This is a genomic window from Pedobacter suwonensis (assembly GCF_900111825.1).
In the GTDB taxonomy this organism is placed as follows: domain Bacteria; phylum Bacteroidota; class Bacteroidia; order Sphingobacteriales; family Sphingobacteriaceae; genus Pedobacter; species Pedobacter suwonensis.
This window is the reverse complement of record NZ_FOJM01000001.1, coordinates 491,000-516,503: the sequence shown is the minus strand read 5'-3', so window position 1 is coordinate 516,503 and position 25,504 is coordinate 491,000. Positions and strand designations below refer to the sequence as shown.

Below are 25,504 nucleotides of genomic sequence, written 5' to 3'. Positions count from 1 at the left end.
CAATCCTCTATCTATAAAAATCAGTAATTACTATTTAACACAAATGAACAGATCAGATCAATTTCAAGGTTATATGAGGCACGGGGTGCTGGCGATTTCGCTTTCCCTTTTTGCGCTAACCAAGCTTAATGCACAAGCCATAATACCTATCGAAACGGCTCATAATGCGCTGGTTTTGCAAGCAGATGCTAAAAAAGATGTAAACACAATATTTTTTGGAAAAAAACTGGCTGATAAACAGGAATATGAACAGATCAGTAGCCAGTACAAACAGACAGAAGATTATACCGGACAGTTAAATTCGGCTTATACACCATCAGGTTCGAGAAACCTGGTTGAACCGGCCATTAGCGTTACCCATGCCGATGGAAATAATTCACTTGATCTGAAGTACGTGGATCATACTGTTATTAAAATAGATGATAATGTAAGTCTGCTGAAAATCAGGTTAAAAGACCCGATATACAATTTTGAAGTAACCCTGTTTTACAAATCGTTTTATAAGCAGGATGTGGTAGAGCAGTGGACGGAAATTAAGCATAACGAAAAAGGAACGGTGATATTAAATAAATATGCTTCGGCAAACCTGCACTTAAAATCACCACATTTTTGGCTTAACCAATTTCATGGCGATTGGGCGAAGGAAATGCAGCCTGAGCAAAGTGAAATTACCCATGGCATTAAAACCCTGGATAGCAAATTGGGTACAAGGACCAATCTTTTTCAGCCTTCCGTTTTTATGATTTCGATGGGTAAACCTGCCGAAGAGAATGCAGGCAATGTTTTATACGGTGCTTTAGAGTGGAGTGGTAATTTTAAGATTGACCTGGAACTCGATTATCAGGATAACCTGCGCATTATTGCAGGGATGAATAATTATGCATCTCCTTACAGCTTAAAACCAGGTGAAATTTTTACCACGCCGGCGTTTTTATATACTTTCTCTGACCAGGGGAAGGGCGATGCGAGCAGAAAACTGCAGAACTGGGCACGCAACTATAAAATATTGGATGGTAAAGGTAACCGCCTAACGCTTTTAAATAATTGGGAAGCTACTTATTTCGATTTTAACGAACAGAAACTTGCTGAATTGCTTAAAGATACCAAAAAACTGGGTGTCGATTTTTTTTTACTGGATGATGGTTGGTTTGGCAATAAATATCCGCGTAACAGCGACAATGCAGCACTCGGCGACTGGCAGGAAAACAAAAAGAAACTTCCTAATGGGATTGCCTCATTGGTAAAGGAAGCCGATAATGCCGGTACCCGGTTTGGGATCTGGATTGAACCTGAAATGGTGAGTCCGAAAAGTGAACTATATGAAAAACATCCGGATTGGGTGGTGAAACAGCCAGGTCGTCCTGAATATTATTTCAGGAACCAGCTGGAACTTGATCTTTCGAACCCAAAGGTACAGGATTTTGTATTTGGGGTAGTTGATGGGTTATTTACCAGAAATCCAAAACTGGCTAACATTAAATGGGATTGCAATGCAGTAGTTTACAATGCCTATTCCGCTCACCAGAAAAATCAGTCGCATTTTTACATTGATTATGTAAAAGGTTTGTACAATGTATTACAACGCATCCGTGCAAAATATCCAACTGTACCTATGATGTTATGCTCTGGCGGTGGCGGTAGGGTAGATTATGCTGCGCTACAGTATTTTACCGAATTTTGGCCCAGCGATAATACCGACCCATTGGAAAGGATATTTATGCAATGGGAATACTCTTATTTCTATCCGGCAATCAGTACCTCCAATCATGTAACCGATTGGGGTAAACAACCGATAAAATTCCGTACGGATGTAGCCATGATGGGTAAATTGGGCTTTGATATTGTGGTTAGCAAATTACCTGAGAAAGAACTTCAATTTTGCCAGGAGGCTATTAAAAACTATAACGAAGTAAAGGAGATTATCTGGCATGGCGAACAATACCGGTTGGCAGATCCGCGTACCGGCAGCGTCGCTTCGATGTTGTATGTAAATGAGCAAAAAACGGAAGGTGTGATTTTTAACTATCTGGTAAATTACCGTTATGGTGAAAGCAGTAAATATCCCATTAAATTGAATGGATTAGATGCCGCAAAGAAATATCAGATCAGAGAAATTAACTTATTTCCAGACACCAAATCGTCAATTGATGCCAACAGAATTTATACAGGAGATTTTTTGATGAATATCGGGTTCAACCCGGTTTTAACTGCCAGCAGAACGAGCGTAGTACTGAAGTTTGAGGAAGTAAAATAATAAAACAATCGCCTGGTTCGTATCGCAATGGTTCGTGTCAACACGAACCATTTTATAAAACCATTATTATCTCACCTTATAAAACTTAAATACTTAATAATGAATTAAAACTGCATTGTAACTTTAACAATTTCATAATGCTGGCTAATCATCCAGCTAATAACATCATATCATATTTGTTTAACAGAGCGAACCAAGTAATATGATGATTTAAGCAAAATGATATGAGACTGATTTCCTGCGTAGCGCTATTGATGGTTATACCAGCAACCGGGCTGTTAATCAATTCAAATAAATTTAACGATAAAAAAACGCCGGCCATACCGGTGCATAAGCAGGTTGCAATTGATTCAGCCCAATCACATTGGTTTGATCGGGCTGATGCAGTTGCTAAGTTTGACCTGACGCCTTTTGTATCTTCAACAGACTATCGGTTAAGTTTTTTTAAGCCTGTAAATCCCAGTTCCCCTTCATTTTTTTCCACTACCAAATAGTTTAAGACTAAAGACTCTGGACTAAAGACTCTTGACTGAGGACTCTGGACTAAAGACTCTCGACTCCAAACTCCCAACTCCAAACTATTTATTCTCCCACCAGTTTAGCGGAAATGTTATCTCATCAACTGAACTTGCAATCATATCAGGCTTAAAGGCATAATGTCCCAGGGTATCCTTGCTTGATATGCCAGAGAGCACCAGAATGGTTTTGTAACCCATCTGTACGCCGCCCTGTATATCAGTTTCCATGGTATCGCCGATAACAGTGGTTTCACTGGTTTCCAAGCCCAAGAATTTACGTGCCGAACGCATCATCACCGGACTCGGTTTACCGGTAACAAAGGCTTTTCTGCCCGTTGCTTCTTCAATCATGGCGGTGGTGGCTGCAATCCCAAGGTTATTCCATCCTGGTTTTTTCGGCGATGGATCTCTGTTGGTGGTGATAAATTTAGCGCCCGCCAAAATCATATCAACCGCACGCTGAACCATTTCGAGTGTAAAGTTTCTGCCTTCTCCCAATACAACAAATTCAGGGTCGGTATTCACCAAAGTAATGCCATGATCGTGCAAACTGCTTAATAAACCGCCTTCACCCAATACATAAGCGGTACCATTCGGATTTTGATCGGAAAGAAATTTTCCTGTAGCCATTGCGCTGGTGTATACATGACTTTCTTCAACCTTTATTCCCAAACCCTTTAATTTGCGTACCACTTCCAAAGGGGTTCTTTGGCTATTGTTTGTCATAAACGCGAAGGGGATCGCTTCGTCGATCAGTTTTTTAATGAATTTGTCTGCTCCGGTGATGAGTGCCTCCCCACTATAGATCACCCCATCCATATCGATTAATAATCCTTGTTTCATGTGCTAAAAGTTAATCCGTTTATCTGCAAACTTAATATTTTCTTGTTCAATTAATGTTAAGGCCAGTTTTTATACAACCAGTTTTGATCTAAACTTAGCCTGATGTAATCGAAGACCGTTCTCGTGCACACAGGAAACCTAAAGCGCTTGCATTAAGATTCCCAATCCCTTTGGGAATAACGGTTGCTCATGGTTTAACGTTCTGAGAAAAAGCCTTCAATTATATTAAATTGTAGAACAAATTTTCCAAGACTAACAATGCTAAATTCAATGAGCTTGTTCATTATGTCTAAATAGTATTTGTTTCTGATTTTATTTAGAAAATAATCTTCTAACTGTAGCGTATGCCAGATTTTCATCGTATTGGTAGAAAAAATAGATAATGAGAAACGCTTTTAAATTAACCGCGATCTTTTTGATCGGATTAGCAATTGCGAGTGCATGCAAAAAGAAAACCAACAACCCGGTGGAATTTTCTATTGATGCGCAAAATTTAACCCCTTGTACAGAAGGAAACTGTCGGTTTGAGTATGTGAATTATTCGGAAATGCCCGATGAGCGAGGCACGATTAAGACCGGGCAATACCGGATTTTCTCAGTTACGAAGAGTAATAGCTTCAGTACAACGCGCATTTACATGCAGGTGCCAATGCAGGATGATGATAGGTTTCTGCTAACAGATGCTGATATTCAGGGCGGAAAGGTGAAATATCTCTTTTCATGCCCTTCATGCGACTATTTCAATTTACTGCCTATCGCAGGTACTGTTAAAGGTATTAAGATTGCAGATCTCAATAACTCGGCAGAAAAGTGGCTTTTGGATGCCCACCTTGTTTTAGCAGCCGAAAAATCGAAAACGCCGGTAGATACGATCCATATTAAACAGTATTTTAGCCTGGCAGTAAAATAGTTAGGCGCATATAAAACCGCTAAATGTACATCGGTACCATTTTTCGCCAGTAATGGGGCCTGTGTGCGTTGCTTTCCCAGGTATGAAACTGGTTGGGGATATTTTTCTGCCATAGTAAATTGCTCAGGTGTTGATTTTCCCTTAAAAAAGGATCAGTTTCTCCTACAGCAAGAATAATTTCCATTTCTCTAACTGCTGATAACAACCGGGCATCGTTTAAGTTCGCGATGTATTGCGCGGGCATATTAAAATAAACTTCATTACTGTGAAATCCGTTCAGGAGGTCTCTAAAATCGCCGATGTTATAGGTGAGGTCGTACCTTCCACTAATGCCAACGGCCTTTTTAAACAACCAGGGATATTTCATGGCCAGATTTATGGCATGGTAGGCGCCCATACTGCAGCCGGCGGTTTCAACATAATCGCCATTGTTTTTTTGATAGATAAGCGGTAATACTTCTTCAAGGATGTATTTTTCATATTGTAAATGCCTGTCTATCCGTACAGAGGGAAATACATCAGCGTTATAAAAACTCTCTCCATCTATACTATCCACACAGAAAACCTGAAGTTCACCATGTTCAATCTGCGCATTTAGGGAGGCTATAATTCCCCAGTTTTCGTAATCATAAAACCTCGCCATACGAGTGGGGAAAAAGATCACTGCCCTTCCCGCATGGCCGAAAATGAGAAGCTCCATATCCCGCTGAAGATTTTGACTGAACCATTTGTGATATTCCCTTTTCATCGCGTTAATTCTTTTTGGGAAAATTAATGCGTCTATGTTATTGCAATATTAATTAAGCGTGATAATTAACCTAATTTCTCTTTAACAGTACTGGCCCACAGCCGATAACCTTCTTCACTTAGATGAAGACCGTCGTGATCATAAAGTGCAGGATTTGGCTGTCCATCTTTATTCAGCATTTTCTTAAAAACATCGATAAATTTCCAATGGCTGTTCAGTTTAATAATTTCGCTCTCAATAAGATTATTGGTGTACCTGAACTGATCGGCCATTTGCCAGCGGGTAATACTGGGTTTCAAGGAAATAAAATAACAGGGCAATATGCCAAACCTTTGGTTCACTTTAACCATCAGCTGCTGGAAAAATATAAATATTTCTTCTGGGTTTCTGCCATCGCCAAGGTCGTTATCACCTGCATACACCACCAGTGCCTTTGGCTTATAATCTGTCATAATCCGCTCAAAAAACCATACGCAGGCCGCTAAGGTAGCGCCTCCAAAGCCTAAATTAGTTACCTTCATGTAATCGAAATCATCTTCCAGGCTATTCCATAACCGGATAGATGAGCTGCCATAAAAAATAACGCCGGGATTTTCAAGGTCCAGGCGATGCGCTCTTTCCAGTTGTTTAACTTCTTCTTCGTACCAGTACATATCGCTAAAGATATAAAGATCTGCTTCTTGAAGAAATGTGTGGTGTGTTAAGTTTGTGTTATCAGGTACCGGTTTATCAGTTCATTAGTGGTTTGTTTATTCACAGTGCCGAAAAAGCCAAAACTTAGTGTTTTAATTTCTTTCTCCAGCCACTCCACTATCATAAGGGAATATCTTTGCTATTTCCATGTTATACCCGAGCAGGTTGTTCATCGTAAATTTCTATAAAATTGTCACTTGGTGTGGATCGTTTAGTTAGAAGATTTTAACTGCTTAGCTGGTAATTGTTTAAATAGACTAATTGTAATGGCTCAGGTGGCTTTATGTATCGCAAAATTAAACACAAGGAGTCTGCGTCCCGAACCATTTAAAGCAGGGATTTTAAAATTGACTAGTTAAAGACTACTCACTGTAATTCCTCTTATCAGCAGCATAAACATGGTACCAGATGTACAGAATCCATATTAACACCACCGTGCTATACACCAGTTCGGGTTCAAAAGAATCCCTTGTCGTTAACAACGCAATGGAGGAGATCAGGGCAGTCAGGAAGAAATAAAGGATATTTTTCATAACGTACTGATTTTATGAATGTTGAATTGAGTAAATATAACGAAATTTTTGTTAAAAACGAATTATTTTAGAAATAATTTACCGGAACATGATGTTAATGCTCATAGTTTGTTTGAAATAGTCCATAGCTTACTTAGCTTGGCAGTTTTTCTATAGATTTATCTTATGATCTCAGGCATTTAAGAGGGTTTTGCTGTTAAAAAAGTTCACTTTGGGATTTCTATGGAGAAATTACCTACATTTTAACCACACAGGTAATTAAATATCTCAAAACAGCACAAAAATGTGGCAATAAGGAATTTATATTTTATGTAAGTTTACCTGGCACAAACTAACCAGAATTAATAACACACACAAATGATTAAATTTTCTTTAAGCTTAATTTCTTTTACACTAGTTTTTTTTGGATTAAGAAACTTCTTTAGTGAACCAAAGATACAGCACGTATCACCCCCTGAATTAACCATTACAAATTTCGCAGGACCAGATGTTACACCAAGCCCGGCCTGTTTAGCGGTAGCGCCAACCGGCGAAGTGTACGTGGGTGTTGATATGATCGGATCTTTAGGTAAAGATCCTGGCAAAGGCCATATCCTTAAATTAATTGACAAAGACAATGATGGCAAAATGGACGAACACGTGGATTTTGCCGAAGTGGATAATCCACGCGGAATTATTGTACAGGGTAGCCAGGTTTATGTATTGCATACCACTTTTTCGAAAGAAACAAAACAGGCTACCGGCATGAATCTGGTTGTTTTTGAAGATAAAGATGGCGACGGAAAGGCTGATGGCCCCGAAAAACCGCTCATCGAGCATATCAGTAACGCCAAATACATCCGCGAGCGTGGTACTGATCATGCCACCAATGGCATCAGGATTGGGATTGACGGTTGGATTTATATCTCTGTAGGAGATTTTGGATTCCACGATGCGGTAGACCGTTCAGGTAAAAAACTAACCATGCTGGGTGGAGGAATTTTGCGCGTTCGTCCGGATGGAACCGAAATGGAAGTATATACCCACGGTACACGTAATGTTTATGATGTGGCTATTGATCCTTATATGAATGTTTTTACCAGGGAAAATACCAATGATGGCGGAGGCTGGAATGTTCGTTTCTCGCACCATATACAATCTGGCGAATACGGTTACCCGGTTTTATTTCAGAATTTTACCGAAGAAATTATTCCGGCACTTGCCGATTTAGGTGGAGGATCGGGTACCGGAGCTTTATTTATGGACGAACCCAACTGGCCTGAACAATATAACCATGTGCCCATGATGGCAGATTGGGGCAGAAGTATGCTTTATATTCATAGAGTTACTGCTGACGGACCAACCTTTACACAGAAAGATGAAGAATTTATCAAACTACCGCAAATTACAGATCTTGACGTAGACGGATCAGGAAGGTTATACCTTTCGGCCTGGGATGGCGCAGGTTATTCCGGTAGTCCGAATAAAGGTTATGTTGTTCGCGCAGTACCCAACAACTGGACTTACAAAGCTTTTCCGGATGTTAAAAAGGCTTCTGTTAAAAAACTAACGGAGCTACTTAAATCGAATAGTGCAGTAGGCCGATTGGCAGCTTCGCAAGAATTGATTTCGCGTAACAATAAACAAGCCGTTTCATCAGCTTTAAAAGTTGCTTCTGATCAGGGTTTAGCACTTGATGTACGTATAGCAGCTATGTACACCTATGCACAGCTGACCAAAGAAAATGGTATTGCAAAGCTGATTGAATTTACCAAAGATAAAGCAATGAAAGAGTTTGCTTTAAAGGCGTTGGCTGATCGTAAAATTTATATAGATAAAGTACCAGTTGAACCTTTTTTAGAGGGTTTAAAAGATGCCGATCTTCGCGTTCAGGCAGCTTCTATCATTGGCTTAAACCGTTTGGGCAGAGCTGAAGTAGCCAACGTACTTTTACAAACCAAAGTTCCCGCTTCATTTACCGCACCTGCAAAAGGTACTGAAGGACCTCATGCAACACCAAACTCAGCGATCATTTTACCGCATTTAGCGGTTAGGGCATTGGTTGATCTTCAGGCAGAAGATGCACTGCTTGCTGCGGTTAAAACTGAAAATTCTACTCTTGCACTCTGGGCTTTACGTTATATACACACCGAAAAAGCGGTTAATGGGCTGATTGAGAACTATAAACAAGCCACAGATGAAAAGTTAAAAGAGCAGATTTTGGTTACCTTAGGCCGCTTGTATAAAAAGGAAATTGCTTATGACGCCAGTTGGTGGTGGGGTACACGTCCCGATTCTCACGGGCCATATTTTAAAGCCGTTTCCTGGGAAGGTTCTCCAATCATCGAGAAATTTATAAAGGAAGAGGCTACCAAAGCAGGAGCGAAGGGTAAACAATTTTATGTTGATTTAAATGAGCGCCAAAGGATGGATATTCCTGAATTCAACGTAGAAGAAAAGGTTGCAGCAGTTGAAGAACCAAAAATTGATCTGAATAAAATCAAAAACAAAAAAGGCCAGGTGGGTAAATCGTCTATTGAAGATGTATTGTTGGCCATCAATAAACTACCGGGCGATCCGCTAAAAGGAAAAAATATTTTCAATAGCCAGGGTTGCGTGGCCTGCCATAGCTTAAGCAAAAGCGAAAAAATGAAAGGTCCGTTTATGGGACAGATCGGTTCTATTATGAATCGTGAGCAAATTGCAGAATCGATATTAAAACCCAATGCTTCCATTTCCCAAGGCTTTGCCTCGGTAATGATTACGGCCAAAGGCGACCGCACCTATATGGGCTTTATTACAGAAGAAACTGCTGCTAAAGTGGTAATACGTAACATTGCCGGTGAAGTTTTTACCATTAAAACGGGCGATATCCTGTCGAGAAAAGAAATGGAAACTTCGATGATGCCAGAAGGTTTGGCAAATTCGCTGTCATATGAAGAGCTGGCTTCCTTAGTTTCTTTCTTATCTGAACAGAAGCAATAGCAATCTAAATAACTTTTTCTGCCATAGCGGAGCTTTCTGTTTTTATAGAAATCTCCGCTATGTGTCTTTAGGGAAGATTCAGTCCAATAGTAAAGTTTCTTATTTCAACAGTACGTTTTTCTTATTCCGGGGAAGTCGTCACCCTGAACTTGTTTCAGGGTCTTTTATCTCGATTAAATCCCTTTCATGAGCATTCCGTAAAAATAACAACATGATTGACCTGACTCTACCTAAGCATTAACCGATAAAATACTCTGGACTCCAGACGAAGGACTTCAGACTAATTTGTTATTTTCCCGCCATATTTATCCATAAACTCCGGGCTGTAGTTTCAGTTTAAAAAAACAAAACTTACATTTAGCCATTAAATCTATATATTTAGTCGATGAGCAGATCGGCCAGCAGTTATGGAAGACCATTTTTTTGAACAAATTTTCAAGAATCCTCTTGAACAACAAAACATTCCACCCAATGAAGTCATATCGCTTTGGGCAGAAAAGCTTATTCAGGTACTTTTTCCGGAAAATTCTGCTGAGGTATTTTCAACCATTGCCGAACTAAAGGTTTACGTGGCTGCTTTGGAGCTTGAGCTTTATGACATCATATCAGCGAGCTGTCAGCTTAAAAATAGCGCATGCAAAGATGCAGCAGGCCAGTTTTTCAAAAGTTTACCGGAACTTTATCGCATTCTAAATACCGACATCATGGCCATTTACGATGGCGATCCTGCGGCACAGAGCAGGTTCGAGGTAATCAGGACCTATCCTGGTTTTTATGCCATTTGTTTCTACAGGATTGCCCATATGCTTTACAATTTTGGGATACCGCTTGTGCCAAGGATACTCACAGAGTATGCACATTCTAAAACAGGTATTGATATTCATCCGGCTGCCAGTATAGGCGAGTATTTTTATATCGACCACGGAACAGGGATTGTTATCGGAGAAACCAGCACCATTGGTCGTTATGTTAAACTTTACCAGGGGGTAACCCTTGGTGCGTTGAGTGTTAAAAAAACACTGGCGGGCAGTAAGCGCCATCCTACGGTAGAAGACAGGGTGGTGATCTATTCCGGAGCAACCATATTAGGTGGCGAAACCGTCATCGGGCACGATAGTATCATCGGAGGAAACGTATGGCTTACCGAGAGTATCCCGGCATTTTCCACCGCTTATCATTCGCCCATCATAACCATAAGAAATTATAAAGAAACCCATTAATACAGTACAATATGGCAGGAATAATCGATTTGATCGGAAACACGCCAATGGCCGAACTTCAAAAGTTGAATGTAAACCCCGGCGTTCGCGTATTTGCCAAACTGGAAGGCAACAATCCAGGTGGTAGCGTTAAAGACAGGGCTTCGCTCAATATGATCAGAAGTGCAATTGAACGTGGCGAAGTTACTCCTGATACTAAATTGGTGGAGGCTACAAGTGGCAATACCGGAATTGCCTTGGCCATGATTGCAAGTTTGTACAATTTAGATATTGAATTGGTTATGCCGGCCAACTCTACACGCGAAAGAAAGGTAACCATGGAGGCCTTTGGTGCAAAAGTAACCTTGTTGGAGAGTATAGAAGCCTGCAGGGATTATGCAGAAGAAAAAGGGGTTTCAAAAGGATATTATCTGTTAAATCAATTTGCCAATCAGGATAATTACCTGGCCCATTACAAAACAACCGGACCGGAGATATGGAGGGATACTGAGGGACAGATTACGCATTTTGTTAGTTCTATGGGAACAACCGGAACGATTATGGGCTGTTCGAGATTTTTCAAGGAAAAAAATGCTGATATTCAGATTGTCGGCTGCCAACCTACAGAGGGCTCATCCATTCCGGGTATCAGGCGTTGGCCTGAAGAATATCTGCCCAAAATATTTGATCCCAAAAGGGTAGACCGGGTAATGGATATTGCGCAGGAAGAAGCAACCCGAATGGCCAGGAGAATGGCTAAAGAAGAAGGTTTGTTTGCGGGAATGAGTTCTGGCGGTGCGTGCGCAGCTGCGCTGAAGCTTGCCGGTGAATTAGATCAGGGTACTATTGTTTTTATCGCCTGCGATCGGGGAGACCGCTACTTAAGCAGCGACCTATTTGGTTGAACATAATCCGTTGAGCTTGCCGGACTATTTTGACACAAGCATGCAGCACCTTTGAATAATTTGAACAGCTAAAAGGTGCCCTTTCCACGGAGAAATGCCCTTTAACTTTTTCCAAATCATCTTCATTTTCTAAGCATGCCTGAGCATTATGTTTGCCACGGAGGCACGAAAAACACGGAAAAACTTTAATCTCCTCCGTGATTTCTGTGTTTCCGTGGCCAATTATCTACACATGCTTTAAAAGCAATCTCCCTGGGGCTTTCAAAAATTATAAGGTTTTTAAATCATCTTAATTTTTCTACGCATGCCTGAGCATTATGTTTGCCACGGAGGCACGAAAAACACAGAAAAACTTTAATCTCATCCGTGATTTCTGTGTTTCCGTGGCCATTATTTAACACATGGCTTGAAAGCAATTTCCATGGTGCTTTACAAATTATAAGGCTAATGATCAGATTTTATAATATATTTGCTAATTACATTAGTAAATATGTCGGTAAAAGTTAATATCACTTCAAAGGGAATACAAAAGGTACTTAAAAATTATAATGAAAGACAGGCGATTGCCGAATATATTTGGAATGGTTTTGATGCCAATGCAAATACCATCCGTTTAGATTATGAGGCCAATCCGTTAGGTCTTTTAACTCATTTAACCATAGCTGATAATGGTTATGGAATTAATTTCGACCGCCTACAACAAAAATTCGATCCTTTTTTCGAATCAGAAAAAGCCGTTCAGATTGTAGCACCAAAGCATACTTCCAAAATGCATGGGCGTAATGGGGTAGGTAGGCTAACCTTTTTTACCTTTGCGCACGACGCCGTTTGGCATACCACCTATCAATCAGAACAAGGCTTTCGCGATGGCGAGATCCGCATTAATACAGGTGGCTTAAACAGTTACAGCTCCGATTTTTCTCCCGCTACCAGCCAGGTTGGAGCAACTGGTACCACAGTATCTTTCTCCAATTTAAAGATCAGCCAGCAAGACCTGGAAACCATTGTACTTCCATTTCTAATCAACGAATTCTGCTGGTTTATCGAATTGAATAAACACAAAAATTATTCGATTATTGTAAATGGCGAAGCATTGAATTTTAGCAGCAATATTAAAAGCATAGAAGAATTCAAGCTTTTTTATCCTGATACTTCTGTTACTTTTAAGATCAAATATGTGCACTGGAAAGAAAATCTTCATAAAGAACTGTCTAAATACTACTTTTTGGCCGGTGGAGAAGAAATTTACAAAGATTACACCACCCTAAACAAAAAGAGCGACGATTATTTTCACAGTGTATATATCGAAAGTGATTTTTTTCTTGATTTCGATTTTAAGAGTTTCGAAAATGAAGGGCAGGTAGCCATATTTGGTGCTGCCAAATCTTCGCCGGAGTACAGGTTTTTGGTTAAGGCACTAACAGAGTATCTCAAAAGCAAGCGTAAACCATTTTTAAAAGAATATGCCAACAACTTGATTCAAGGTTATGAGCAGGATGGAATATTTCCGGTTTATAGCAGCGAAAGAGAAAAGGAATTAAGAAAGCCCGCATTGGTTGATTTCATTAAAGCTTTGTATGAACTGGAACCTAAATTATTTGGCAGCTTAAATACCGATCAAAAGAAAACCATTGTACGCCTGATTGATCTCTTAATGCGTGCTAATCTCCACGATGAAATTTTTGAAATGTTTAATAATGTGATTGAATTGGAAGCTGAGGAGCAGCAGGAGCTCTTGCAGTTGATAAAAGGCCTTGCACCGACAGAAAAATGAGCTAATATTAGGCTTTATCCATTATTTTTTTTTGCAAACAGCCAATTTTTAGCGATCTCATTGCCGAAATTCTTGTGATTTTGATAATATATAGCCATTTTTATAGCGGTAGTTTAATTATTTTACCGGTATGATGAAGATGATTAATGAATAGATCTTTCCGTTTTGCATGATTAAGGAGGAAAGATATTCTGGGACAAACATTCCCCTGAAAATTTATGGATTGAGCGAAAAATCGCTAACCGTAACATTTGGGACATCAATCGATAATGATTTGCTGGATCTGATTACCGGTTTTAACCAGTTACTCTTAGAAAATCCTTTTTCTGGTCTGATTACCACTGTTCCGGCTTATACTACCTTAACTGTTTTTTATGATCCATTAACAGTAAAATTATCCGATCTTCCCGGCGAGAATTGTTTCGAAAAGGTATCTGAACATCTAAATAAAATTGCTGCGATAATAATAGAAAAATCAAATGTAATAGCCCATCACCTGGTTATTCCGGTATGTTATGGAGGTAATTTTGGGCAGGATCTATTAACTGTAGCCAAAACCAATAACCTTACTGAAACCGAGGTGATCGACATTCACACCGCTGGCCAATATACTGTCTTTATGATCGGCTTTGTGCCGGGTTTTGCTTATATGGGGGGGATGGATAACAGATTGTCAACACCGAGAAAAGAGTTGCCTGCTGCTAAAATTCCAGCGGGATCTGTTGGTATCGCAGGTAATCAAACTGGTATATATCCTATGGAAACCCCCGGCGGATGGCAGATTATCGGCCAAACACCCTTAAAGATGTTTGATGTAAACCGTAAACAGCCATCTCTTTTAAAGAGTGGAGATCGCGTGAGTTTTAAAGCTGTTGATCAGGAAGAGTTTAATGCGATGTTGAAACAAGAATATGAAAATCACTATCATTAAACCCGGCCTGCTAAGTACCGTTCAGGACATGGGGAGGTACCGGTATCTTTCGCAGGCTGTACCTGTTTCTGGTGCCATGGATGAGCTGGCACATCGTTTAGCCAACAAAGCTGTTGGCAATGATGATCATTGTGCTACCATTGAGTTTACCTATGCTGATGCATCATTTAAAGCTGAAACGTCCATTCTCATTTCTTACTCCGGCGATGGTGCATTTTTAGTTTATCAAGGTGAATTAATGCCAGCAGAAAAGCCATTGTTTTTTTCAGCAGGCTCGGTAATCAAATTGATCAGTAATCCAATTGGGGCACGTACTTATCTGGCTGTTGCCGGTGGATGGAATGTGCCTGATGTAATGGAAAGCAAAAGCACGTATCTTACGGCAGGTTTTGGAGGTTATAAAGGAAGGGCATTGCAAAAAGCAGATGTTTTGGTCGGCGGACCTAACCTGAACGAAATATCCAATAAAATTTTAAAGCAATTGGTTGAAAGATCGTTAATATATCCGAATTGGTGCATTTCGCGCAATAGTTTACTACCTGTGAAAAAGCGAGAAATCAGGGTTGTGCTGGCCAATGAAATCTGTTGGTTCGATGCAACATCTATTCTTTCATTTTTAACGAACGCTTATACTGTAAACTTAAGAAGTAACCGTATGGGCTACCAGTTAACCGGAAAGCCATTGGTAAGGAAAGTTACGAAAGAATTGCTCAGTACGGCAGTAACTCCGGGGACTATCCAGGTAACCGGAAGTGGCGATCTGGTTATGCTTATGGCCGATTGCCAGACAACAGGTGGTTATCCGCGCATTGCGCAGGTTGCAGCGGTCGATTTGCCTTTATGTGCACAGCTTAAGCCGGGTGATACCATTGAGTTTGCTGAAATTTCAAGAGATGAAGCAGAAGAACTTTACCTTGAACGTGAGCATGATTTGTTATTGATTACCAAGGTCATAAACCTTAAATATACTCAAATATGAAAACGATTGATCTTAATTGTGATATGGGGGAAGCATTTGGAAGTTATGTCATGCCAAATGATGAAAAGCTGATGGAATATATTTCATCTGCAAATATAGCCTGCGGTTTCCATGCAGGCGATCCGGCGGTAATGCAGCAAACCGTAAGTTTAGCCATAAAAAACGGGGTAGCCATAGGTGCGCATCCTGGTTTGCCGGATTTGCAGGGTTTTGGTCGCAGAGAAATGAAAATTACGCCAGATGAGGTCTATCAGCTTACTTTATACCAAATGGGTGCATTGGCTGGTTTTGTAAAAGCTGCAGGCAGTAAATTGCATCATGTTAAAGTACATGGGGCATTATATAACATGGCCGCAAAGGATACTGCTTTGGCAAAAGCAATTGTACAGGCCATCTTGGATTTCGACCCGGGTTTAATGCTATATGCCTTAGCAGGAAGCAAGATGGTTGAAGAAGCGGAAAAAGTTGGGATTGCAACCGCATCAGAGGTTTTTGCTGATCGTAGCTATCAGGACAATGGTTTACTTACCCCGCGCGGTGCAGATCATGCTTTAATTACCAATGATGAAGATGCTGTTAAACAGGTGTTAGGATTTGCTTTAAAACAGCAAGTAAGTAGTGTAAATGGAAACCTGATTACCGTTAAGGCAGAAACGGTTTGTTTGCATGGCGATGGTGAACATGCGGTAGCGTTTGCCAGCTTGATAGTCGGAATGCTAAAAAAAGAAGGAATTATGATTAAAGCGCCACTAATATGAAGCCAAGATACAATTGGAGTGTACTTTTAGGTGCCGCTTTTTTAATGGCTTCATCTGCCATAGGCCCCGGATTTCTAACACAAACCGCCGTTTTTACCCAGCAGTTGGGTGCAAGTTTTGCCTTTGTTATCCTGCTATCCATTATTTTAGATGCTATTGCACAATTAAACATTTGGCGGATTATTGCCGTAGCCGATAAACCCGCACAGGATATCGCCAACAAGGTATTTCCGGGTTTAGGCTATTTTATTTCTTTCCTGGTTTTTTTAGGCGGTTTGGCCTTTAACATTGGCAATATTGCCGGCGCTGGCTTAGGACTAAATGTGCTATTCGGCATTAGTGTAGGGCAGGGCGCTGTCATTAGTGCAATTATGGCCATAGGAATCTTTATTTACAAGGAAGCTGGTAAAGCGATGGATGTTTTTGCCAAAACCATGGGACTGATTAAAATTATACTGGCTTTGATTATAGCTTACACCAGCTCACCACCATTGGCAGAAGCTGCATTAAGGGCTGTAAACCCTACACAGTTTAGTTTTGCTGCTGTATTAACCATCGTTGGTGGAACTGTTGGCGGCTACATTACTTTTTCGGGCGCTCACCGTCTACTTGATGCCAGGCAAACCGGTATTGAAAATTTGGATGCTGTAAATAAAGGAGCGTTAAGTGCCATCGGCATCGCCTCAATTATGCGCTTGTTATTGTTTATTGCCGCTTTGGGCGTAGTAAGCAAAGGTTTTACGCTTGATCCGGCCAATCCGGCCGCTTCAGTTTTCAAACTGGCCAGTGGCCAGATAGGATATAAAATTTTTGGTGTGGTTATCTGGGCTGCGGGGATTTCCTCTGTGGTAGGGTCTGCCTATACCTCCATTTCTTTTATCAAGAGTTTTCACCCGCTGATATTAAAGTTTAACAGGGAAATTATCACCATCTTCATATCCATCTCCTGCATTATTTTTCTCCTTGTTGGAAAACCGGTTAAAACGCTGCTTACCGTAGGAGCCATAAATGGCTTTATTTTACCCATCGCATTGGGAATTACGCTTATTGCAGCTTACAAAACCAGGATTATTGCAAGTTACAAGCAGCCGTTATGGTTAACTTTGGCTGGTCTGGCCGTGGTATTAACCATGGTTTGGATGAGTTATGGTACGATTATACAAATGATAAATGGAGAATAAATTTTTATAAAATGAATACAATAGTCAAATATTTTTGTGCTTTACCATTGCTGGTTGCAACCTGTTTTGCGCAGCAACAGCCAAAATCAGTAATAGTAGAACCAGGGGTATCGCTTGCATTGGCAAATGCCAGAAGTGCTGCAATCAGTAACATTAGCTATAAGCTTCATTTTACGATACCAGCTGAACAAAAAGCTTCAATTGAAGCAGTTGAAAATATTGATTTTAAATTAAATAAGTTACTCCATCTGCAAGTTGACTTTAAGCCAAATGAAGATCATATCAAGCGGGTAACAGTGAATGGAAAAAACATCGCAATCGATTTTAAGGCAGAACATATCTTAATTAAAAAGGAGTATTTAAAGATTGGGAACAACCGTATTGAAACCGCATTCATAGCTGGCAATGAATCATTAAATAGAAACAAAGATTTTTTGTACGCCCTTTTTGTACCTGATCATGCGAGGACGGTCTTTCCTTGTTTCGATCAACCCGATTTAAAGGCTGATTTTTTACTCTCATTAACCGTTCCAACAGATTGGAAAGTAATGGCTAATGCGGTCAAAAAAGATTCTGTGGTACAGGAAAAAGCAATTACTTACCATTTTGATCGTTCTGATAAACTGCCCACCTATTTGTTTTCATTTACAGCCGGTAAATACACACTCATCAATCGGAAAATGAAAAATCACAACATGGAATTTCTACACCGTGAAACCGATTCAACAAAGATTAAATTTAGTGTAGATTCTGTTTTCGTTGCGCACCGTGATGCCCTTGACTTTTTGGAAGACTGGACAGCAATTAAATATCCTTTTCAGAAAATTGGCTTTGTAAGCATTCCTGATTTTCAGTTTGGAGGAATGGAGCATCCGGGTGAGGTGCAATATAAAGCATCTTCATTGTTTTTAGATCAAGGTGCGACTAAAGATCAGTTTATTTCGCGTTCTAATCTTATTTCGCATGAAACAGCGCATATGTGGTTTGGCGATCTGGTTACCATGAAATGGTTTAATGATGTATGGATGAAAGAGGTTTTTGCCAATTTTATGGCTGATAAGGTTACTGAAAAGTTAATGGGAAAAAATACCTTCGACCTTAAGTTTTTGCAGGATCACTATCCTGCAGCTTATGGGGTAGACAGGACTTTGGGGGCTAATCCCATTCGGCAGCAACTGGATAACTTACAGGAAGCCGGATCCATGTATGGAAATATCATTTACCATAAAGCCCCGATTATGATGCGCCAGTTGGAATTATTGATGGGTAAAGACGATTTTCAAAAGGGAATAAGGGAGTATTTGAAAAAATATAGTTATGGCAATGCTACGTGGAACGATCTGATTGCCATTTTAAGCAAACACAGTAAAAGTGATCTCTTGAGTTGGAATAAAGTTTGGGTAAATGAACCTGGCAGACCGGTTTTTAGTTATCATATTGAATACGAGAAAGATAAAATAAGCCATTTTAGCCTGAGCCAAAACACTGAGATGGGACAGCCGAGGGTATGGCCGCAATCTTTTACGGTAAAGCTGGTTTACCCAACTGGTGATAAGATTCTTGTGGTAAATGCCAAAACTGCTAAAACAGATTTAGTGGAGGCAAAAGGTTTACATAAACCCCAATATATTTTATTTAATGCAAATGGCGCGGGATATGGCCTTTTCCCGATTGAGAAAGAGATGATGGCAAATCTTTTTCACATCAAAGATCCTTTAGAACGGGCCTCGGCTTATATCAACGCCTATGAAAATATGCTTTCGGGCAAAGACAATAAACCAAACGAACTGTTAGGCTTATTACTGCAGGGATTAGCGGTTGAGAAAAATGAAATGAACCTAAGGTTGATCACCGGATATCTTACGAATATTTATTGGGTTTTTCTTAATGGTGAAGTACGGAATACCATGTACGAAAGTATGGAAGGTAACATATGGAGCGCAATGGAGCAACAGCAAATGCCGAACAATAAGAAGATTTTGTTTAATGCTTATCAAAATATTTATTTAAGTGCTGAGGCTGGAAAAAGAATGTATGCTATCTGGCAGAAGCAAACAGCGCCAGATGGCGTTAAATTGTTAGAAGATGATTATAGCGCACTTGCTTTAACGCTGGCGCTTAAAACAGATACGGCAAACACCATCTTAAAAGAACAGTTGGCACGTACTAAAAACGAAGACAGAAAAAACAGGCTAATGTATTTAATGCCTGCATTATCTTTGGATGTTAATGAAAGGGATCTTTTTTTTAATGGCTTAAAAGATAGAAAAAACCGCCAGAAAGAAGCCTGGGTAACCACCGCTTTATCCTATTTGCATCATCCCATCAGGCAAAAAACATCTATTCGTTACCTGAAAGAAAGTTTGGATTTATTGGCCGAAATACAGAAAACAGGAGACATCTTTTTTCCGCAATCCTGGTTAGCAGCATCATTTTCTGCTTATAACAGTAAAGAAGCAAACCAAGTGGTAAATGATTTCTTAAAATCTCATCCCGCTTACAATCCAAATCTAAAAGATAAGATTTTGCAAGCAACCGATAACCTTCGGCGGGCACAACAGATCGTGAAATAATCTTAAGGCTTTCTGTAATTAAATTTGTTGTATACAGATTCGAAAAGATTTTATACCTTTGTGGCGAGAGCGTTAATTTAGATTTGAAAAGGGTAAGCATTCATTTGTTTGCCCTTTTCTTTTTTAATGGTTATTTTAATCTCAATTCTATCATTAAAGATCTTTTCATTTTATTTTTCATTATTTAATTAATTTGCCGAAAACAATATTTCCAAATACTCTTTTGAAAAATAAAACTGCTTTATTAATCCTGAAATAATCACATTTGTTTCAGGATTACTGAAATAAATGTGTTATTTCAATATTTGATATAAATCCATAATTAATATGAAAGACTATTTTAAGGAATACAGCACAGGCTGCTATTTCTAATTTAATTAAAAGATTCCGTCTGGCTATTCAGATCTTCCAATAAACCATTCAATAAAATTTCTCTTTTATCTTCAATAGAAGTATCATCCTGAATAAAAACGGTAAGGTTTGTATTTTCTGCTGTTTGCGTTTGCATGAGTTAGGGATTTTACGTTTGTCAATTTAATTACCTACCTCATTTAACGCTAATTTTCGAAGATAGTTTGTAACTTTTTTAAATAATCTACAATAGTTAATCAACAATAAATCATTAATTAGCAAACATTGATTGGTTTATGTAGTTTATTATTACGACAAAACAAATTCCATCAATGAAACATTACGACGCAATAATTATTGGGGCGGGGCAAGCCGGTGTACCATTGGCTAAAAAACTAGCCGAAGCCGGTAAAAGAACAGCTCTTATTGAAAAAAGATTGGTTGGCGGTACCTGTATCAATGATGGCTGTACACCGACCAAAGCAATGATTGCCTCTGCAAAGGCTGTACACCAGGCTAAAAAAGCTTCAGCTTTAGGCGTTGATATTGGATCTGTTAAAATAGACTTTAAGAAGATTGTCCAACGAAAAAATGATATTGTAGAACAATTCAGGTCTTCATCAGAAAAAGGAATTACTGAAACAAATGGACTCAAGCTTATTTTCGGAACGGCAAAATTCAGTGCAGAACAGGAATTAACCATTACCCTTAATGATGGCGGAGAAGAAAAGGTAACTGCAGATTGGATTTTTATCAATACCGGTGCAAAAACAGCTATACCCGATATAGCAGGATTGGATCAAATTGATTATCTTACCTCAACAACAATCCTTGATTTGGAAACGGTTCCGGAGCATTTAGTTGTAATTGGTGGTAATTATATTGGTTTGGAGTTTGGGCAAATGTTTAGCCGTTTTGGTAGTAGAGTTACCATTCTGGAAAAGTCAGCGGGTATACTGGCAAAAGAAGATGAAGACATCTCTTCAGCGTTAACAGAGATTTTAACTGATGAGAAGATCGAAATTATTACGGATGTAAAGGTTGAAAAAATCGATCAGGATAAAAAACAGCTTCATATAACAGTCCGTTCCGGTAAAACTAAAAAGGATATAACGGCAAGTCATTTGCTCGTTGCAGCCGGACGCGTACCTCAAACCGCTGATCTGGGACTCGAAAATTGTGGTGTTAAATTGGATGATAAAGGCCATGTAATGGTGAATGAAAAACTGGAAACCAATATTAAAGGAATTTACGCATTAGGAGACGTAAAAGGTGGGCCTGCCTTTACGCATATTGCCTATAACGATTACACAATTGTTTACCGTAACCTGATTGAAGGGACTAAATATTCTATTCAGGATCGCCCGGTACCTTATTGCATGTTCACCGACCCGCAATTGGGTAGAATCGGCATTTCGGAAAAGGAAGCAAAAGAAAAGAAATTAAATTACGAAATAGCGGTGATTCCAATGTCGCAGGTGGCACGCGGGATAGAAACCAACGAGACACTGGGCTTGATGAAAGCGGTTGTAGATCCGGAGACGAAAAAGATTTTAGGAGCAGCTATTCTGGCTTCGGAAGGCGGTGAAATCATGTCTGTTTTGCAGATGGCCATGGAAGGAGATATCACTTATGACAGGATCAGGTACTGCGTTCTTGCTCATCCTACGTATACCGAATCGCTGAATAACCTATTTATGAAACTCGATAGATAATATGATTGAATTAAAAGAGATAAGCAAGAAATTTGGCAATACCCAGGCGGTAAAGCAAGTCTCTTTTAATGTAGCCAGCGGAGAAACCCTGGTATTGCTGGGTACCAGCGGCTGTGGTAAAACCACCACTTTAAAAATGATCAATCGTTTAATTGAACCCGACGCAGGACAGATTCTGATCAATGGTAAAAATGTAACCGACCAGGATCCCGATGTGTTGCGAAAAGGAATCGGTTACGTGATGCAGAATATCGGGCTTTTTCCACATTATACCATAGCTGAAAATATTGCACTTATACCGGATATGTTGAAATGGGATAAGGCAAAAACTAAAAGCCACACAAAAGCGCTTATTGAAAAACTTCATCTTCCGGAAAGTACCTTAGCAATGTATCCGCATGAATTAAGTGGCGGACAGCAACAACGTGTAGGTCTGGCACGTGCGCTGATTGCCGATCCACCGGTATTGTTGATGGATGAGCCATTTGGAGCCTTAGATAATCTTACCCGAACCAGTATCCAAAAAGAATTTAAAGCTTTAGAAGAGTTGAGAAGGAAAACGATTGTGATGGTGACACATGATGTACTGGAAGCTTTTGAGCTTGCAGACCGGATCTGTTTGTTGGATAAGGGTGAGGTGGTTCAGATCGGTACGCCCAAAGAATTATTATTTCAGCCAATAAATGATATCGCAAAGAATTTTCTTGCCGGACAAAGATTGGTGTTAGAATTTAAAGTGGTTAATATACAGGATATTTGGTGTTATCTACCTGAAGAAATAAATTACGAGGGAAAAAGTGAAACCGCTGGTTTAAGTATCTGGGAAGCTATGGAATCATTACGGAAAAAGGATGGGGATGAGCTGTTTGTATCAGACGCGAGCAATACGGTCAAGTCCGTCAATTTCGGGCAGTTAACAACGGCATTCAACCAATATCGAAACGCACAACAGCATGAATGAGCAACAGCAGACCTTATGGCAGTTTATGTCTGGGCAGTCTGATAAATTGTTCAGCCAAACCTTACAACATGTAGGGCTAACTTTTATTTCTTTAACCCTTGCTATTGCCGTCGGTTTACCATTAGGCATACTCATCGCGAGAAAGCGGAAACTTTCAGGAATGGTTTTGGGTGTTGCCGGTATATTACAAACCATTCCGAGTATTGCTCTTCTGGGGTTTATGATTCCTGTTTTGGGCATCGGTGCCAAACCAGCGATTGTGGCCCTGCTGATTTATGCTTTGCTACCGATCATCAGAAATACTTATACGGGCATTATCGGTATCGATTTACATGTTAAAGAGGCAGCCAGGGCCATGGGGATGAGTAAAAGCCAGGTTTTGTTAAAAGTGGAGTTACCCCTCGCCATGCCCGTTATTTTAGCAGGCATCCGTACCGCGACTGTAATTAATGTAGGAGTGGCTACATTGGCTTCATTTATTGCTGCAGGAGGCCTGGGTGAATTTATTTTTGGCGGCATCTCACTCAATAACACGAACATGATTTTGGGCGGAGCCATTCCGGCCGCCCTATTGGCGATTGTACTTGATGCTTTACTTTCGCTTGTTCAAAAAATGGATGTCAGAAAATTGAGAAAAGCTTTGTACATTTTTCCTGTGGTGATTTTGGCATTAGGCGCATTTTATGCGTTACCCTCAGCTTATGGATCAACTTTAACAGCTGGGTTTACACCCGAATTTATGGGCAGGCAGGATGGAGACCTCGGATTGAAATCAACTTATGGCTTAAAAATCCATACCATTGTGATCAGCGATGCCGTGATGTATAAGGCGGCTTACGCGAAAGAACTGGATGTCATCAGCGGTTATTCTACTGACGGACGTTTAAAGGCATTTGACCTGAGGATCTTAAAGGATGACAAAAACATTTTTCCGCCTTATTTTGCTGCGCCCATTGTCAGGAATGAAGCGTTAAAACAATTTCCGGAACTGGAAAAAACTTTGAATCTGCTCTCCGGTAAAATTACCGATTCGGTCATGACCGATCTGAACTATAGAACTGATTATCTTCATCAACAGCCTGAGCAGGTAGCTAAAGACTTCCTGATCAGCAAGGGCTTATATAAAACATCTAAAAATGGAAATAGGGGCACTGTGCGGATCGGTTCGAAGATTTTCGGTGAGCAATATATTCTTGCTGAAATATACAGCATGCTGATTAAAGGCTATACGGATTACAATGTTTCCACCAAAACCGGTCTGGGCGGAACGAAGATCTGTTTCGACGCACTTGTGAATAATCAAATCGATTTTTATCCAGAATACACCGGTACAGGCTTGTTGGTGTTATTGCAGCCAGATCCGATAATTGCAAAGGAAATGGCCCGTGATAAAGAGAAAACTTACCGTTATGTAAGTGCAGAATTTGAAAAAAGGTTTAAAATCAAATGGCTCAAGCCCATTGGTTTCAATAATTCTTACGCTTTAATGATGCGGAGAAAACAATCCACAGCGCTGAATGTTAATACCATCACAGACCTTAAAAACTACCTGGATAAAAATTAATGACACTAGTAGAAGAATACTTACAGATTAGGAAATATTCCGAACAGGTTTGTGAACCCTTACAAACTGAAGATTATGTAGTACAACCTGTTGTAGATGTGAGTCCGCCAAAATGGCATTTAGGTCACACTACCTGGTTCTTCGAAACCTTTATATTAAAACCGTTTTCGTCTAATTATCAGGTATATAATGATGATTATAATTTTGTTTTCAACAGTTATTATGAAACCGTTGGCAATAGGGTAATCCGTACCGATCGTGGCAATTTAAGCCGCCCTGGTGTGAATGAAATTTATCAATACCGGGCTTATGTAGATGAAGCCATGGTAAATTTTCTAGCTAACGCGTTAAATGACGAGGTTAGAGAATTATTGGTTTTAGGTTTTAATCATGAGCAACAGCACCAGGAATTACTGTTAACCGATATTAAATATATTTTGGGCAATAATCCTTTATTCCCGGTTTATGTTAAAGATAAAAAAGAAGTTTCAGTGATCCAAAATGAGCCGGGCTGGATTGACATTCCGGCAGGGGTTTACGAAATCGGTTATGATGGGACAGGTTTCAGTTTCGATAATGAATTAAACAGGCATCAGGTTTATCTGCACGATTTTGCCATCAGTAAAACATTGGTAACCAATGCAGAATTTTTGGAATTTATCCATGCAGGTGGTTATGAAAATTTTAACTATTGGCATTCAGAGGGTTGGGATTGGGTGAAAAGTAACCACATCGCCTCACCCATGTATTGGCATCTGATGGATGGCGAATGGTTTAATTATACGCTAGGCGGACTTTTGCCCGTTGATTTAAATGCGCCGGTTAGCCATATCAGCTATTATGAGTCTTATGCTTATGCCAGTTGGAAAGGCATGCGTTTGCCCACCGAATTTGATTGGGAAGTGGCGGCGAAACATTTTAATTGGGGTGAAAGGTGGGAATGGACCGAAAGCGCTTACCTCGCTTATCCTGGTTTCAGCAAGGCGCCAGGTGCCATTGGTGAATATAATGGCAAGTTTATGGTCAATCAAAAAGTACTTCGTGGCGCTTCCATCGCTACACCTCAAAATCATTCACGCATTACGTATAGAAACTTTTTTCATCCCCATTTAAGATGGCAATATACAGGCATACGCCTGGTAAAATAAAA

Annotated in this window: 20 protein-coding genes; 15 read left to right on the top strand and 5 right to left on the bottom strand. The window is 39.9% G+C overall.

All coding sequences use genetic code 11. From position 1 onward, the window contains the following. Positions 1-43 precede the first annotated feature (43 nt). Complete coding sequence (locus tag BM107_RS02105) at positions 44-2,254, top strand: alpha-galactosidase (RefSeq protein ID WP_244278701.1); 2,211 nt, start codon at positions 44-46, stop codon at positions 2,252-2,254. Between the two features lie 578 nt (positions 2,255-2,832). On the opposite strand, the gene BM107_RS02095 is transcribed toward BM107_RS02105, so the two are convergent. Continuing rightward, positions 2,833-3,615 (bottom strand): HAD-IIA family hydrolase, encoded by a 783-nt coding sequence (locus BM107_RS02095; protein ID WP_090979750.1) that lies wholly within the window; start codon positions 3,613-3,615, stop codon positions 2,833-2,835. Positions 3,616-3,997: 382 nt separating this feature from the next. Between BM107_RS02095 and BM107_RS02090 the strand changes: the two genes are divergently transcribed. Then, positions 3,998-4,525 (top strand): hypothetical protein, encoded by a 528-nt coding sequence (locus BM107_RS02090; protein WP_090979748.1) that lies wholly within the window; start codon positions 3,998-4,000, stop codon positions 4,523-4,525. Positions 4,526-4,544: 19 nt separating this feature from the next. Here the strand turns inward: BM107_RS02090 and BM107_RS02085 are convergent, their stop codons facing one another. The 3 genes from BM107_RS02085 to BM107_RS24585 all read right to left on the bottom strand — a co-directional run bounded on the left by BM107_RS02085 (position 4,545) and on the right by BM107_RS24585 (position 6,499). Continuing rightward, positions 4,545-5,273 carry an esterase family protein gene (locus BM107_RS02085; protein WP_166672296.1) on the bottom strand — a complete coding sequence of 243 codons (729 nt, stop codon included), beginning with the start codon at positions 5,271-5,273 and terminating at the stop codon, positions 4,545-4,547. 65 nt (positions 5,274-5,338) lie between these two features. Beyond that, entirely contained in the window at positions 5,339-5,926 is a 588-nt protein-coding gene (locus BM107_RS02080; RefSeq protein WP_090979746.1) for a GDSL-type esterase/lipase family protein, read from the bottom strand. Between the two features lie 402 nt (positions 5,927-6,328). Beyond that, positions 6,329-6,499, bottom strand: a complete 171-nt coding sequence (locus tag BM107_RS24585) for a hypothetical protein (protein ID WP_159435178.1) — start codon at positions 6,497-6,499, stop codon at positions 6,329-6,331. Positions 6,500-6,856: 357 nt separating this feature from the next. Here BM107_RS24585 and BM107_RS02075 point away from each other — a divergent pair, with 357 nt between their 5' ends. The 9 genes from BM107_RS02075 to BM107_RS02035 all read left to right on the top strand — a co-directional run bounded on the left by BM107_RS02075 (position 6,857) and on the right by BM107_RS02035 (position 19,763). Next, on the top strand, positions 6,857-9,463 hold the full coding sequence (locus BM107_RS02075) for a DUF7133 domain-containing protein (RefSeq protein WP_090979744.1): 2,607 nt from the start codon (positions 6,857-6,859) through the stop codon (positions 9,461-9,463). Positions 9,464-9,870: 407 nt separating this feature from the next. Continuing rightward, the gene (epsC, locus tag BM107_RS02070; RefSeq protein ID WP_090979742.1) at positions 9,871-10,683 is read left to right on the top strand and encodes a serine O-acetyltransferase EpsC; all 813 of its coding nucleotides are present in this window, start codon (positions 9,871-9,873) and stop codon (positions 10,681-10,683) included. A gap of 11 nt (positions 10,684-10,694) precedes the next feature. Further along, positions 10,695-11,567, top strand: a complete 873-nt coding sequence (gene cysM / locus BM107_RS02065) for a cysteine synthase CysM (protein ID WP_090979740.1) — start codon at positions 10,695-10,697, stop codon at positions 11,565-11,567. Positions 11,568-12,057: 490 nt separating this feature from the next. After that, positions 12,058-13,341, top strand: coding sequence for an ATP-binding protein (locus tag BM107_RS02060; RefSeq protein WP_090979738.1), 1,284 nt, complete (start codon positions 12,058-12,060; stop codon positions 13,339-13,341). A gap of 169 nt (positions 13,342-13,510) precedes the next feature. Further along, on the top strand, positions 13,511-14,272 hold the full coding sequence (pxpB, locus tag BM107_RS02055) for a 5-oxoprolinase subunit PxpB (protein ID WP_090979736.1): 762 nt from the start codon (positions 13,511-13,513) through the stop codon (positions 14,270-14,272). Then, positions 14,253-15,251: a 5-oxoprolinase subunit C family protein gene (locus tag BM107_RS02050; protein ID WP_090979733.1), complete on the top strand. Its 999-nt coding sequence runs from the start codon at positions 14,253-14,255 to the stop codon at positions 15,249-15,251. Before pxpB ends, BM107_RS02050 begins: the two co-directional genes overlap by 20 nt. Beyond that, on the top strand, positions 15,248-16,009 hold the full coding sequence (locus BM107_RS02045; RefSeq protein ID WP_090979731.1) for a 5-oxoprolinase subunit PxpA: 762 nt from the start codon (positions 15,248-15,250) through the stop codon (positions 16,007-16,009). The genes BM107_RS02050 and BM107_RS02045 overlap by 4 nt, the downstream gene beginning before the upstream one ends. After that, positions 16,006-17,190, top strand: coding sequence for an NRAMP family divalent metal transporter (locus BM107_RS02040; RefSeq protein WP_090979729.1), 1,185 nt, complete (start codon positions 16,006-16,008; stop codon positions 17,188-17,190). Before BM107_RS02045 ends, BM107_RS02040 begins: the two co-directional genes overlap by 4 nt. Positions 17,191-17,201: 11 nt before the next feature. Beyond that, positions 17,202-19,763, top strand: a complete 2,562-nt coding sequence (locus BM107_RS02035; protein WP_090979987.1) for a M1 family metallopeptidase — start codon at positions 17,202-17,204, stop codon at positions 19,761-19,763. Positions 19,764-20,136: 373 nt separating this feature from the next. Here BM107_RS02035 and BM107_RS25160 read toward each other — a convergent pair whose 3' ends face one another. After that, the gene (locus tag BM107_RS25160; protein WP_262987370.1) at positions 20,137-20,271 is read right to left on the bottom strand and encodes a hypothetical protein; all 135 of its coding nucleotides are present in this window, start codon (positions 20,269-20,271) and stop codon (positions 20,137-20,139) included. 175 nt (positions 20,272-20,446) lie between these two features. Between BM107_RS25160 and BM107_RS02030 the strand changes: the two genes are divergently transcribed. The 4 genes from BM107_RS02030 to egtB are packed head-to-tail and all read left to right on the top strand — an operon-like array spanning position 20,447 to position 25,502. Next, positions 20,447-21,829: a mercuric reductase gene (locus BM107_RS02030; protein ID WP_090979726.1), complete on the top strand. Its 1,383-nt coding sequence runs from the start codon at positions 20,447-20,449 to the stop codon at positions 21,827-21,829. Between the two features lies 1 nt (position 21,830). Beyond that, the gene (locus BM107_RS02025) at positions 21,831-22,790 is read left to right on the top strand and encodes an ABC transporter ATP-binding protein (RefSeq protein ID WP_090979723.1); all 960 of its coding nucleotides are present in this window, start codon (positions 21,831-21,833) and stop codon (positions 22,788-22,790) included. Beyond that, positions 22,783-24,354, top strand: coding sequence for an ABC transporter permease/substrate-binding protein (locus tag BM107_RS02020; protein WP_090979721.1), 1,572 nt, complete (start codon positions 22,783-22,785; stop codon positions 24,352-24,354). Before BM107_RS02025 ends, BM107_RS02020 begins: the two co-directional genes overlap by 8 nt. Continuing rightward, positions 24,354-25,502 carry an ergothioneine biosynthesis protein EgtB gene (gene egtB, locus BM107_RS02015; protein WP_090979719.1) on the top strand — a complete coding sequence of 383 codons (1,149 nt, stop codon included), beginning with the start codon at positions 24,354-24,356 and terminating at the stop codon, positions 25,500-25,502. Before BM107_RS02020 ends, egtB begins: the two co-directional genes overlap by 1 nt. Positions 25,503-25,504 lie beyond the last annotated feature (2 nt).

Coding starts and splice junctions, on each gene's coding strand:
- BM107_RS02105 (WP_244278701.1), top strand. CDS start 44: ATGAACAGATCAGATCAATTTCAAGGTTATATGAGGCACGGGGTGCTG.
- BM107_RS02095 (WP_090979750.1), bottom strand. CDS start 3,615: ATGAAACAAGGATTATTAATCGATATGGATGGGGTGATCTATAGTGGG.
- BM107_RS02090 (WP_090979748.1), top strand. CDS start 3,998: ATGAGAAACGCTTTTAAATTAACCGCGATCTTTTTGATCGGATTAGCA.
- BM107_RS02085 (WP_166672296.1), bottom strand. CDS start 5,273: ATGAAAAGGGAATATCACAAATGGTTCAGTCAAAATCTTCAGCGGGAT.
- BM107_RS02080 (WP_090979746.1), bottom strand. CDS start 5,926: ATGTACTGGTACGAAGAAGAAGTTAAACAACTGGAAAGAGCGCATCGC.
- BM107_RS24585 (WP_159435178.1), bottom strand. CDS start 6,499: ATGAAAAATATCCTTTATTTCTTCCTGACTGCCCTGATCTCCTCCATT.
- BM107_RS02075 (WP_090979744.1), top strand. CDS start 6,857: ATGATTAAATTTTCTTTAAGCTTAATTTCTTTTACACTAGTTTTTTTT.
- epsC (WP_090979742.1), top strand. CDS start 9,871: ATGGAAGACCATTTTTTTGAACAAATTTTCAAGAATCCTCTTGAACAA.
- cysM (WP_090979740.1), top strand. CDS start 10,695: ATGGCAGGAATAATCGATTTGATCGGAAACACGCCAATGGCCGAACTT.
- BM107_RS02060 (WP_090979738.1), top strand. CDS start 12,058: ATGTCGGTAAAAGTTAATATCACTTCAAAGGGAATACAAAAGGTACTT.
- pxpB (WP_090979736.1), top strand. CDS start 13,511: ATGATTAAGGAGGAAAGATATTCTGGGACAAACATTCCCCTGAAAATT.
- BM107_RS02050 (WP_090979733.1), top strand. CDS start 14,253: ATGAAAATCACTATCATTAAACCCGGCCTGCTAAGTACCGTTCAGGAC.
- BM107_RS02045 (WP_090979731.1), top strand. CDS start 15,248: ATGAAAACGATTGATCTTAATTGTGATATGGGGGAAGCATTTGGAAGT.
- BM107_RS02040 (WP_090979729.1), top strand. CDS start 16,006: ATGAAGCCAAGATACAATTGGAGTGTACTTTTAGGTGCCGCTTTTTTA.
- BM107_RS02035 (WP_090979987.1), top strand. CDS start 17,202: ATGAATACAATAGTCAAATATTTTTGTGCTTTACCATTGCTGGTTGCA.
- BM107_RS25160 (WP_262987370.1), bottom strand. CDS start 20,271: ATGCAAACGCAAACAGCAGAAAATACAAACCTTACCGTTTTTATTCAG.
- BM107_RS02030 (WP_090979726.1), top strand. CDS start 20,447: ATGAAACATTACGACGCAATAATTATTGGGGCGGGGCAAGCCGGTGTA.
- BM107_RS02025 (WP_090979723.1), top strand. CDS start 21,831: ATGATTGAATTAAAAGAGATAAGCAAGAAATTTGGCAATACCCAGGCG.
- BM107_RS02020 (WP_090979721.1), top strand. CDS start 22,783: ATGAATGAGCAACAGCAGACCTTATGGCAGTTTATGTCTGGGCAGTCT.
- egtB (WP_090979719.1), top strand. CDS start 24,354: ATGACACTAGTAGAAGAATACTTACAGATTAGGAAATATTCCGAACAG.